This is a genomic window from Halopseudomonas sp. (assembly GCF_041579695.1).
GTDB lineage: Bacteria > Pseudomonadota > Gammaproteobacteria > Pseudomonadales > Pseudomonadaceae > Halopseudomonas.
The window spans coordinates 40012-51701 of record NZ_JBFGFI010000008.1; the positions used below are offsets into that span (position 1 = coordinate 40012).

Below are 11690 nucleotides of genomic sequence, written 5' to 3' on the forward strand. Positions count from 1 at the left end.
CACAATAGTGAAACGTTTGATGTATTCAGGCACCGGCCTGCTGGTCCTGCTGCTGGCCTTCGTCGCCTTCAACATGGCCTCCAATACCCTGCTGCCAGGGGCGCGTATCGACCTGACCGAGCAGAAGCTCTACACCATCTCCGATGGCACGCGCGAGATTCTCAACGGGCTGGAAGAGCCGATTACGCTGTACTTTTTCTTCTCCGACAGTGCCAGCAAGGACATGGTGATCCTGCGCAACTACGCGCGCAGGGTCGAGGAACTGCTGCAGGAATATGAGCGGGTGGCGGGAGGCAAGATCGACCTGCAGATCATTGATCCGCAGCCCTTCTCCGAAGCCGAAGACCGCGCTGCCGAGTTCGGGCTGCAGGCCATTCCGTTGCCGCAGAGCGGGGAGCAGTTGTATTTCGGTCTGGCCGGTACCAATACGCTGGGTGAGCGCGAAGTCATCCCGTTCTTTGCGCTGGAGCAGGAAGGTCTGCTCGAGTACGAGCTCAGCCGACTGATCAACAGTCTGGCGCAACCGGATAAAGCCCGGGTCGGCATTATCAGCGGCTTGCCGCTGGGTGGCGGTATGAATCCGATGACTGGCCAACCGGCTGCTCCCTGGGTGGTGTTTGAACAGATACGCCAGTTGTTCGAGATCGATAATCTGGAGCACGACATCACTGAGGTGCCCGCCGATATCGATGTGCTGATGCTGGTGCATCCCAAGGCGCTGACCGAACAGGCGCTGCATGCGGTAGATCAGTTCGTACTGCGTGGTGGCAAGCTGTTGGCCTTCATCGACCCATTGGCCGAAGCGGACCAGAGTCAGGAAGCAATGATGGACGCAATGGCCGATGGCAAATCATCGGATCTGTCGCCGCTACTGGAAAACTGGGGCGTAGCCTTTGACGCCGAAAAGGTGGTGCTGGATGCGCGTCTGGGCATGTCGGTCGGTCGTGGTGAGGGGCAATTGCCCGCACGGCACATCGGCTGGCTGGAAATAGAACAGCCGCAGATCAATCAGGATGACACCGTGACGGCACCTCTGAGCCTGTTGACGGTGGCCACAGCGGGCGCGCTGCTACCGATCGAGGGCTCACAGACCCGGTTCACGCCGCTGTTCTCCAGCACGAGCAACAGTGCGTTGATCGCCAGTAGCGCCTTTACCGGCATGCAGGATCCGGAAGTGCTGCTCGATGGCTTCACGCCGGATTCGAATACCTATCACCTTGCCGGTCGCTTGCAGGGCCCGGCCGTAGCCGCCTACCCGGAAGGGGTCGGCAGTAGCGAGCCGGGTATCCAGTCGGCCGATAACATCAATGTGATAGTGATCGCCGATACTGACATGTTGACCGACCGCATGTGGGTGCAGGTACAGGATTTCTTCGGCGAGCGTGTGCCTCAGCCCTGGGCTGATAACGGCGGTCTGGCAATCAACGCCCTGGACAACCTGTCTGGCTCCGAAGCGCTGATCAGCGTGCGCTCGCGCGGAGATTTCAGCAGGCCGTTCACCGTCGTCGAGAACCTGCAACGCGTTGCCGAGCGGCGTTATCGTGCAAGTGAGCAGCGGCTGCAGCAGCAGCTGGCTGAGACCGAACAGCGCCTCGCCGAGTTGCAGCAGGGTCAGGACCCGTCACAGATGACCGAGATGAGCGTCGAACAGCAGCAGGCGGTGCAACGCTTCCTCGACGAAAAGCTGGCTATCCGCAAGCAGTTGCGTGACGTGCGCTTTCAGCTCAACGCCGATATAGAGGAACTGGGCACCTGGTTGAAGGTGATCAACATCGCGTTGGTACCCGCACTGTTGACGCTGGGGATATTGCTCTGGTGGCTCATCCGTCGTCTGCGTCGGCGTTCGGCATAAGGAGTCTGTGGTATGAAGATCAAACTCTTCGCCGTACTGGCAGTGATCTCGGTGCTGCTTATAGTAATCGCGCTGCAGCGTCAGGGCGATGACCGTGTTGAAGACCTGCAAAGCCGCGCACTGTTGTCCGAGCAACAGCTCGAGGCGATCGGGCAGGTCGAGCGCATCAGTTTGCGCCGGGGCCAGGACAGCGTTGAGCTGGTGCGGGAAGGCAATCGCTGGGGCGTGGTTGCGCGTGACCTGTTTCCTGCGCAGCCGGAACGCATCGCGGCTCTGCTGCATGCTGTGCGCGGCTCCCGGGTGATCGAGAAGCAAACCGATGATCCGCAATACCATGCGCGCCTGGGCCTGGATCCCGGACACCAGGAGCCTGCGCCACTGCAGCTGCGACTGGAGGATGGCAGTGAGGCAATCAACCTGTTGTTCGGCAATCCGGTGGGCAATGGTCAACTGGTGCGCTTTGCCGACGAGGACCAGGTCTGGCTGATCAACCGACCCTTCGGTATGACCCTCAATCCGCGTGAATGGCTTGATCTGAAAGTTGTGCGTATTCCGATGGAGCAGGCGGCGACGGCTCGCTGGGAACATCCCGACGGCGAGGTGCTGGAGCTGGAGAAGGCCACAGAGGGCGGCTACAATTTTCGGATTGCCGGTCTCGATGACGCCCGGCAGCAGGGCAACGAGCGCTGGATCAACAGCATGGTACTCGGATTGATCGGCCTCAACGCGCAGGACGTCGCGCTGCGTAGTGATCTGGAACTCGAAGAGCCAGCGCTGCGGATGCAAGTTACGACCTGGAAAGGAGCCGAACTCGAGGCCAGTCTGTACGATCTTTCGGGCCGCTACTGGTTGACCATTGACCACTTCGAGCAACCGCCTGAAGGCAATCTGGGTGTGAATGCGGATCCGCGCTGGGCGTTCCAGCTGGGAATAGCCCAGGTCGAGGACCTGCTCAAGCGTCGTTCGGACATCGTCCGTAGTGGCGACAACGAGTAGCTGCAGCCGTTCTGGCTGGTTTTGCGGTCAGGACATGCAGTTGATACAAAAAAGCCCGTCGCAGTGCACTGCGACGGGCTTTTTTGTTAGTTGACGGCTATTCGCCAAGCTGTTGATTGACCCACTGGGTGAACTGTCCGGCGGGCATCGCCCCGGCAACACGTGCGATCTCCTTGCCACTGCGCATGATCAACAAGGTTGGAATGCTGCGAATACCAAACCGGGCAGCTAACTGCTGCTGGTCCTCGGTATTGACCTTCGCCAGCCGTGCGCGTGGCTCCAGCGCGCCGGCAGCTTTTTCAAATACCGGGGCAAACTGCCGACAGGGGCCACACCAGGGCGCCCAGAAGTCCACCACCAGCGGCAAGTCCGAACTCGCGTGGGCGTTGAATGCGCTGGCGTCGAGAGGCAGCGGCTGGCCGGTGAACAGGCCTGACTTGCATACGCCGCACAGGGGCGACTCGGCAAGTTTTGCGCTGTCTATCCGGTTCTTGCGGTGGCAATGGGGACAGGCGACGATCATCGATTGAGTCATGTAGGGCTCCTCTGCAGGTCTCTATTACGACTATGGGGTGTTGGCAGGCGTATTCAACGGTTGTCGCTATTCTCCAGGTCCTGCCAGTGGTTACGGATTTCCACAAAGGTCAACGAGGCCGACCAGGTCAACAGCATGAAGCCGACCAGGGATTCGGTGCCGAACAGAAAACGGATATGGCCGATGGGGAAGATGTCCCCATAACCCACCGTGGTATAGCTGGCGGCTGAAAGATAGATGAAATCCAGAAACTGGATCTCGGGAATGCCGCCCAGGGTTCCGGTGTAGTGAAACAACTCTAGCATTAGCCAGCCGCCGGCACCGAATAACCAGATCTGCGCCACGTGGGAGCAGAACAGGCCGCTGGTGAGGGTCATTATCCGCGAACGCCGTGACAGGGTCTTGCGATTCTGCAGAAGCAGTCTGAGGTAAAAGGATGCCTCGTAGTGCACAAGCATAGCCAGCATCGCCAGGATGAGCGTGCCGCAGATCACAGCCAGGTGATCCTGGGTCATAACGCTAGACCTTGATTTTCCAGGTGAACTCGACTTCGCCGCTGGGGTTCAGCTTGATCCAGCGGTCGGTGTCGGGGTCGTCCTCTTCCTCGGACCAGCCTCCCACCGAGCAGCGAACCTCTTCTCCCAGGCCCTGGTAAATTGCGCGGGCGCAGTCCAGGTCCGTTTCCCACGGCGTGTGAGCACTGTCGAACCAGACGCTGGCCCATTTGCCGGCGGCCTTGCGCACGATCATCAGCGGGATGCGATGCTCGCCGAGGGTCAACGTGCCACGACGGACCAGCTCTTGCCAGGGCTTGAGTTCGAGGTTGCCGATCTCCTGCTGCAGCCAGTGGGTCAGAGCATCCAGGTGCTCTTCGCGCAGATAGATCTCGATATCGGGTTGGCGCACTAATAGTTTCCTCAGGAGCGTTGCAGCAGGACCAGTCGCATGGCCACTTCCAGACCGGTGAGGCCTGTTTCGACTACTGCCCTTTGACGCTCCGGGCTGCTGCGAAAACCGTGCGGGGTCATGCCGATCAGATTGGCCAGATCGGCCGATGTCAGATCCAGAGCATAGCGCAGGGTCTGGTCATTTACGATTTCCAGCCCCTCGGGCAATGCCTTTATCAATTCGGGCGTTGGGTGAACGCTGTCGTAGAGCTTCTCGCGCAGACTCAGCAGATGGTCGGCGTGGGGGCCAACCAGGAGCATCTGCCCGCCGGGCTTCAAGCTGCGCAGACATTCTTCCCAGGACCAGGGGCTGAACACGCACAGGGCGGCGTCCAGGCTGGCGTCGGGTACCGGAAGGCGGGCAGTGGAGCCCACCAGCCATTGGATGTCCCTGCTGCGGCGGCAAGCCTTGATAATGGCATCCTTGCTTATGTCCAGGCCGGCAATAGAGCTGTCAGGCATCGCCTGCTTTACGCGCGCGGTGTAATAGCCTTCGCCGCAGCCCATGTCCAGCAACGTGGCCGGCTCTGTAGCGCCGAGCAATTGGCAGATGCGCTCAGCGACCGGCTGATAGTGTCCGCCATCCAGAAATGCCTGGCGGCTCGTCAGCATTGCCGCGGTATCACCGGGTTGCCGGCTATTCTTGTGCTGCACCAGGAGCAGGTTGAGATACCCCTGGCGAGCCTGGTCGTAACTGTGGTTATTCGCGCAGACCCAGCGGTTGGCGCCGGGCTGTAGCGGTTGCTGGCAAAGGGGGCAGATGAGCTCGAGCATCAGGTCAACAGCCGCTCCATGGTCGCCTGGTAGATGTCGGTCAGGGTGTCCAGATCGCTGGCGCTGACATGCTCGTTTAGCTGATGAATAGTGGCGTTGATTGGGCCGAGTTCGACCACCTGGGTACCCATGGTGGCAATGAAGCGGCCGTCGGATGTGCCGCCGGAGGTAGAAGGTTGAGTTTCGCGGCCGGTTGTCTGGCGTATCGCCGCGCTGACGCCGTCGAGCAGTGCGCCTGGCTCGGTCAGAAAGGGCAGGCCGGAGAGCGTCCAGTCCAGCTCGTAGTCCAGCCCGTGCTGGTCGAGCAGGTTGCGCACCCGTAGCTGCAGCCCTTCGGCGGTGGACTCGGTGGAAAAGCGGAAATTGATCAGCGCCACCAGCTCGCCGGGCACCACGTTGGTCGCACCTGTGCCAGCATTGATGTTGGAAATCTGGAAGCTGGTCGGCGGGAAGAAGGCATTGCCCGTGTCCCAGCTTTCTGCAGCCAGGGCCGCCAAGGCCGGTGCCGCGAGGTGGATCGGGTTGCGCGCCAGGTGCGGATAGGCCACGTGGCCCTGCTTGCCCTTGATGGTCAGCCGGGCGTTGAGTGAGCCGCGGCGGCCATTCTTCACCACGTCACCGACCAGTTCGGTACTGGAGGGCTCGCCGACGATGCACCAGTCGACCTTTTCGCCGCGTTCCACCAGCGTTTCCACCACCTTGACGGTACCCTCGGTGGCGGGGCCTTCCTCGTCACTGGTGATCAGGAAGGCGATCGAGCCCTTGTGATCTGGCGCGGATGCGACAAAGCGCTCTACTGCCACCAGCATTGCCGCCAGGCTGCCTTTCATGTCGGCGGCGCCACGGCCGTGCAGCATACCGTCTCGTATGGTCGGCTCGAATGGCGGATTGTCCCAGCGCTCCAGCGGGCCGGTGGGAACCACGTCGGTGTGCCCAGCAAAACACAATACTGGTCCTTCGTTGCCGCGACGGGCCCAGAGGTTGTCGACTTCGCCAAAGCGCAGGGACTCAAGCTGGAAGCCGCAGGCCGCCAGGCGATCGCCGATCAGCTTCTGGCAACCGGCATCATCCGGCGTGGTCGAGTCGCGGGCAATCAGCTCGCAGGCGAGGGCAAGGGTCGGGGAAAGCTCGGTCATGGTGATTTCGCAGTGGCTGAATTACCGCGATGATAGCAGACTCACGCGGGAAACCTTATCCGGGCGGTCTGCCAGTCGGCCAGACCGCTGCGGCGTGTCTTTCAGGCTTTGTGCGGCTGCGGCCAGCGCGCCTTGCGCCAGGCACGGCGCTGCTTCTTGTCGAGGAAGGTCCAGGCCAGCAGGCGACTATGTTTTTCGCCCTGGGCCATATCCAGGCTGCGCACGTCGGTTGCGCCCAGTTCGCGCAACTGCTTCTCCAAGGATGGAATATTGGCCGCCCTGGAAACCAGGCTGCTGAACCAGAATACCTGGTGCGCAATTCCAGCGCTTTCAGCAATCATCCGGCTGAGAAATCCGCCCTCGCCACCATTGCAGATCAGTTCGTTACTCTGGCCACCGAAATTCAGCCCAGGACTCTCATCCAGCGCCTTGCCCTTGTTGAGCTTCTGCCATTTTTGCCGGTTGGCGTCCCTGGCAGCCCCGGCGCTGGGGTGAAAGGGCGGATTGCACAGGGTGAAATCGAACTGCTCTTCAGGCTCAACGATCCCCTGAAAAACCCTGTCGGGATCCGGCTGATGCCGCAGGCTGATGTGGGGCTGTACCCTGGGGTTGGCTTCCAGTATCCGTGAGGCGTTGGCCAGTGCGTGCTGGTCGATGTCGCTGCCGACAAAGCGCCACTGGTATTCGTGCTGGCCAAGCAGCGGATACACCAGGTTGGCCCCGGTGCCGATATCCAGGCCAACCAGTTTCGGCCCAGTGGGTATCTGGCCGTCATGGCTGTCACCGAGCAGATCGGCCAGGGTATGCAGGTAATCTGCACGGCCCGGTATCGGCGGACACAGGTAACCGTCAGGTATGTCCCAGTCGCGTATGCCGTAGTGTACGGTCAGAAGCGCACGATTGAGTTCGCGTACGGCTACCGGGCTGCTGAAGTCCAGGGTGCGCTCGCCGGTCTTCCCAGCGATGATCAGCGGCTTGAGTGCCGGATTGGCGGCGGCCAGGGCGCCAAGATTGTAATGCCCCTGGTGCTTGTTGCGGGAATGGAAGGGCATCAGGCTTTGACTCCAACGTAAATGGTATTGGTCGCTTCACCGTTCTGGAACGGATTGAAGAAGGGCACGACATGGGCGGCGTTATGGTTGAAAACGGTTTCCATCACCTGCATGAACTCCGCATCCGGCGGATCCTGGGACCAGAGCGCAAATACCCCGCCGGCTTTCAGCTGCCGGCTCATCAGGGTCAGATTCTCAACGGTGTAGAAACTGGCATTGGACCGGTGCAGCAGGGCGCGGGGCGAATGATCGATGTCCAGCAATATTGCATCGAATAGCCGCCCGGGTTGCTGCGGATCGAATCCGCTGCCCTCGTCGACGGCGAGATCGAAGAAGCTGCCGTGTACATAGTGGCTGCGCGGGTCGGCATTGAGCTCCTTGCCCAGGGGCACCTTCTCCTGCTGGTGCCAGCGAATTACCGTGTCCAGATAATCGACGATCAACAACTCGCGGACACGTTCATCCCTCAGCGCTGCCACCGCGGTATAGCCCAGCCCGAGACCGCCGACCACCACATCCAGGCTTTCCCCTGCGACGGCTGCCAGGCCCAGGTCGGCCAGGGCTATTTCGGCTTCATAGAACATGCTCGACATCAGGAATTCCTCGCCGAGTTTGACCTCGTAGATGTCCCTGTCACCAAGCGCGGGTATGCGGCGTCTTCGCAGGGATATCTCGCCTATGGCCGAGGGCTGGATATCGATTTCTTCAAACAACAGGCCCATGGGAGCTCCAGGCAGGTAATTGCGGCCTGCATGTTAACACCAGTGAGTGATACCGGTCTGTGCGCTGGGGCGACTCAGCTGGGCTATAATTGGTCGTTGTTTTGACCGAGGTGCCCATGGCCAGAGATATTGCAGTAGAAGACCCGACTACCGACGACCCGCGCTTTGCCGGGATCGCTCGCCTGTATGGGCGCGACGCCTTCGAGCAGCTGCGGGGCAGCCACATCGCCGTGGTCGGCATCGGTGGCGTGGGCTCCTGGGCTGCCGAAGCGCTGGGCCGCACGGGCATAGGCCGTATCACCCTGATTGATCTGGATGAGGTGTGTCAGACCAATACCAATCGCCAGCTGCCGGCGATGACCGGCCAGATCGGCAGGCCAAAGGTGGAGGTAATGGCCGAGCGGCTGCGCGCGATCAATCCCGATTGCGAGGTGCGCGCGGTGGTCGATTTCGTTACCGACCGCACCCTGCCGGATTACATTACCGAAGACCTCGATGGCGTTGCCGATTGCATCGACAGTGTGAAATCCAAGGTGGAACTGATCGCCTGGTGCCGGCGCCGGCGCATTCCGATTGTGACCGCCGGCGGCGCTGCGGGGCAGGTAGATCCGACGATGGTCACGGTGGCTGATCTGTCGAAAACCACCAACGACCCACTGGCCGCCAAGGCCCGTTCCCAGTTGCGCCGCAACCACAACTTCCCGAAAGCGGGCAGCAAACGCAGTTTTGGCGTCCCCTGCGTGTATTCCACCGAACAGCTGCGTTATCCGGCGCCGGATGGCACCTTTTGCCGCGAGAAGACCTTTGCCGGAGAAACCGTCAAGCTCGACTGTGAAGGCGGCCTGGGCGCCGTATCGATGGTTACCGGCACCTTCGGGCTGGTCGTCGCGGCGAGATTGGTTGACCGGATATTGAGTCGTAAAAAGTAAGCTTGAAGCGGGAGGCTCGAAGGCCGAAGCGTAAAGCAAAAAATCAAAAGCAAAAAAAGCCCGCCCGAATAATCGGAGCGGGCTTTTTTACATCGAGTGCAGCACGCAAGCCTGGCTTGCGGCTCCCAGCTTAGTTATGCGCGTGCAACATCTCGTTCAACTGGATCGAACTCTTGTTGGTCTTGCACTCGATTGAGCCAGTCTGCGAGTTGCGGCGGAACAGCAGGTCGGGTTGGCTGGCCAGTTCGCGGGCCTTGACGATCTCCACCAGGTTGTCCGCATCGTCCAGCAGGGCGACCTTGATGCCGGCGGTGATATACAGGCCGGCTTCGATAGTGCAGCGATCGCCCAGGGGAATACCGATACCGGCGTTGGCCCCGATCAGACAGCCTTCACCGATCGAGATGACGATGTTGCCGCCACCCGACAGGGTACCCATGGTGGAACAGCCGCCGCCCAGGTCTGAGCCCTTGCCGACGAAGACGCCGGCAGAAATGCGGCCTTCGACCATGCTAGTGCCTGCGGTACCGGCATTGAAGTTGATGAAACCTTCATGCATTACGGTGGTGCCTTCGCCGACATAGGCGCCCAGGCGCACTCGGGCGGTGTTGGCAATACGCACGCCTGCGGGCACGACGTAGTCGGTCATGGACGGGAATTTGTCGATGCTCAAAACACTGAGCATCTCGCCGGCCATACGCGCGGCGAGCTGGCGCTGGGGCAGTTCGTTGATATCGATCGCACCCTGGTTGGTCCAGGCTACGTTCGGCAGCAGCGGGAAGATACCGGCCAGCACCACTCCGTGAGGCTTGACCAGCCGGTGGGAAAGCAAATGCAGCTTGAGATAGGCCTCGGGCGTTGAAACTGGAGCTGCATCGGTTTCCAGGATGGTAGCCACCAGGGGGCGGTTGCTGCCTTCGAGCTGGGTCACCATGGCGCCAGCGTCAGCCAATCCAGCCTTGTCGAGGGCGGCACCGAGGCTGCGGCACTGCGCCGGGGTCAGCGCGATGGCCTGATTGCCGCCACTGTAGCCGAGCTGCTCAGCAACCACCTTGACCATTGCAGGCTCGGGATTGAGCAGGGGCTGGGGGTAATACACCTCCAACCAGTCGCCCGCGGTATTCTGGGTGCCAATGCCGAAAGCCAGGCTGAAACATTCGCTCATTCGTTATTCCTTGGATTCTGTTAGTGCGTGGATCATTCGAATGCGGCGGCATAGAGGTCCGGCTTGAACCCCACCAGGCGCCGTGAGCCGATATCCAGTACCGGTCTTTTGATCATCGACGGGTTGGCCTGCATCAGTGCAATGGCCCGGTCCGTGCTGATGTCGCTTTTTTCCGCTTCGCTGAGTTTGCGAAAGGTCGTGCCCTGTCGGTTGAGGATGATTTCCCAGCCGTGCTCGCTGCACCAGGCGCTCAGCGTGTCCGCGCCGATGCCTTCCATCTTGTAATCATGGAAGCGATATTCGACGCCCTGTGTATCCAGCCAGGTGCGTGCCTTTTTCATCGTGTCGCAGGCCTTGATACCGTACAGCGTGATCATCTGCTCTGGCCCTCGATAAACTGGCGAATACGTTGCGCCGCCTCTATACAGTCTGCCAAAGGGGCGACCAGCGCCATGCGGATTCGCCCGGCGCCGGGATTATACCCGTCAATTTCCCGGGAAAGGAAACTGCCGGGTACCACTGCCACATTCTGCTCGGCCAGCAGTCGCCGGGTAAACTCTCGATCGTCACCGGGTGTGCGCGGCCACAGATAGAAGCCGGCATCCGGTCGCTCGACATCCAGAACCCCAGAGAGGATGTCCAGTACGGCATCGAACTTGGCCTGATATTGCCGGCGGTTCTCGGCCACATGATCCTCATCCTGCCAGGCAGCGAGACTGGCCATCTGGCTCTGGATAGGCATCGCGCAGCCATGGTAGGTACGGTAGGTAAGATACGGCGCAAGCAGGCTGGCATCGCCGGCGACGAAACCCGAGCGCAGGCCGGGCAGGTTAGAGCGCTTGGACAGGCTGTGAAATACCACGCAGCGCGCATAGTCATCGCGGCCCATCGCAGCGCAGGCCTGCAACAGGCCGACAGGGGCAGCAGCGCCGGGCGTGTAGATCTCGCTATAGCACTCATCGGATGCGATGACAAAATCATGCCGATCGGCCAGTTCGATCAGTTGCTGCAGCGTGGCCAGCGGCATCACTGCGCCAGTGGGGTTGCCCGGCGTGCAGATGAAAAGTACCTGGCAACGCTGCCAGACGGCTTCGGGTACCTGATCGAAATCGGGTATGAAACCGTTGCTCTGGTCGCAGGACAGGTAGTGCGGCTCCACGCCTGCGAGAAAGGCCGCGCCCTCGTAGATCTGGTAGAACGGATTGGGACTGACTACAAGCCCCTCGGCATCGCGTCTGACCATTGCCTGGGTGAACGAGAAAAGTGCCTCGCGTGTGCCGTTGACCGGGATCACCTGGGCGGCCGGATCAACTTGCGTGAGCTGAAAGCGGCACTTGAGCCAGTCGGCAATGCCTTGGCGCAAGCTGGCAATGCCCAGGGTCGTCGGGTACACCGCGGCCTTGTCGAGATTGTCTGCCAGTGTGCGCAGCACGAAGGGCGGTGAGGGGTGCTTGGGCTCGCCGATCGACAGTGCGATCGGCCGCAATTGTGGATTGGGCGTTACATCGGCAATCAGCGCGCGCAATTTCTCGAACGGATAGGGTTGCAGGCGTTCCAGATCGGTATTCATGCGGTGTTTTCC

Annotated in this window: 13 protein-coding genes; 3 read left to right on the plus strand and 10 right to left on the minus strand. The window is 60.8% G+C overall.

Annotation, left to right across the window (positions count from 1 at the left end):
- Positions 1 to 7 precede the first annotated feature (7 nt).
- On the plus strand, positions 8 to 1852 hold the full coding sequence (locus ABYA88_RS03540) for a GldG family protein (protein ID WP_373185505.1): 1845 nt from the start codon (positions 8 to 10) through the stop codon (positions 1850 to 1852).
- 12 nt (positions 1853 to 1864) lie between these two features.
- On the plus strand, positions 1865 to 2848 hold the full coding sequence (locus ABYA88_RS03545) for a DUF4340 domain-containing protein (protein WP_373185506.1): 984 nt from the start codon (positions 1865 to 1867) through the stop codon (positions 2846 to 2848).
- Positions 2849 to 2945: 97 nt separating this feature from the next.
- Here ABYA88_RS03545 and trxC read toward each other — a convergent pair whose 3' ends face one another.
- From trxC to ABYA88_RS03580, 7 genes are all read right to left on the minus strand, one after another.
- Positions 2946 to 3383, minus strand: a complete 438-nt coding sequence (gene trxC / locus ABYA88_RS03550) for a thioredoxin TrxC (RefSeq protein ID WP_373185507.1) — start codon at positions 3381 to 3383, stop codon at positions 2946 to 2948.
- A gap of 53 nt (positions 3384 to 3436) precedes the next feature.
- Positions 3437 to 3898, minus strand: a complete 462-nt coding sequence (locus ABYA88_RS03555) for an ion channel (protein WP_373185508.1) — start codon at positions 3896 to 3898, stop codon at positions 3437 to 3439.
- 4 nt (positions 3899 to 3902) lie between these two features.
- Positions 3903 to 4289, minus strand: a complete 387-nt coding sequence (locus tag ABYA88_RS03560) for a hypothetical protein (RefSeq protein WP_373185509.1) — start codon at positions 4287 to 4289, stop codon at positions 3903 to 3905.
- Between the two features lie 11 nt (positions 4290 to 4300).
- Positions 4301 to 5104 carry a putative RNA methyltransferase gene (locus ABYA88_RS03565; protein ID WP_373185510.1) on the minus strand — a complete coding sequence of 268 codons (804 nt, stop codon included), beginning with the start codon at positions 5102 to 5104 and terminating at the stop codon, positions 4301 to 4303.
- Positions 5104 to 6240, minus strand: a complete 1137-nt coding sequence (gene dapE, locus ABYA88_RS03570) for a succinyl-diaminopimelate desuccinylase (protein WP_373185511.1) — start codon at positions 6238 to 6240, stop codon at positions 5104 to 5106. The genes ABYA88_RS03565 and dapE overlap by 1 nt, the downstream gene beginning before the upstream one ends.
- 101 nt (positions 6241 to 6341) lie before the next feature.
- Positions 6342 to 7292: a 23S rRNA (adenine(1618)-N(6))-methyltransferase RlmF gene (rlmF, locus tag ABYA88_RS03575; protein ID WP_373185512.1), complete on the minus strand. Its 951-nt coding sequence runs from the start codon at positions 7290 to 7292 to the stop codon at positions 6342 to 6344.
- Positions 7292 to 8014 (minus strand): spermidine synthase, encoded by a 723-nt coding sequence (locus ABYA88_RS03580; protein WP_373185513.1) that lies wholly within the window; start codon positions 8012 to 8014, stop codon positions 7292 to 7294. Before ABYA88_RS03580 ends, rlmF begins: the two co-directional genes overlap by 1 nt.
- 116 nt (positions 8015 to 8130) lie before the next feature.
- Between ABYA88_RS03580 and tcdA the strand changes: the two genes are divergently transcribed.
- Positions 8131 to 8943, plus strand: coding sequence for a tRNA cyclic N6-threonylcarbamoyladenosine(37) synthase TcdA (gene tcdA, locus ABYA88_RS03585; RefSeq protein WP_373185514.1), 813 nt, complete (start codon positions 8131 to 8133; stop codon positions 8941 to 8943).
- Positions 8944 to 9073: 130 nt separating this feature from the next.
- On the opposite strand, the gene dapD is transcribed toward tcdA, so the two are convergent.
- The 3 genes from dapD to dapC are packed head-to-tail and all read right to left on the minus strand — an operon-like array spanning position 9074 to position 11678.
- Entirely contained in the window at positions 9074 to 10108 is a 1035-nt protein-coding gene (gene dapD / locus ABYA88_RS03590; protein ID WP_373185515.1) for a 2,3,4,5-tetrahydropyridine-2,6-dicarboxylate N-succinyltransferase, read from the minus strand.
- A 32-nt stretch (positions 10109 to 10140) separates the two neighbouring features.
- Entirely contained in the window at positions 10141 to 10485 is a 345-nt protein-coding gene (locus ABYA88_RS03595) for an ArsC family reductase (RefSeq protein ID WP_373185516.1), read from the minus strand.
- The gene (gene dapC, locus ABYA88_RS03600; RefSeq protein WP_373185517.1) at positions 10482 to 11678 is read right to left on the minus strand and encodes a succinyldiaminopimelate transaminase; all 1197 of its coding nucleotides are present in this window, start codon (positions 11676 to 11678) and stop codon (positions 10482 to 10484) included. Before dapC ends, ABYA88_RS03595 begins: the two co-directional genes overlap by 4 nt.
- Between the last annotated feature and the right edge of the window lie 12 nt (positions 11679 to 11690).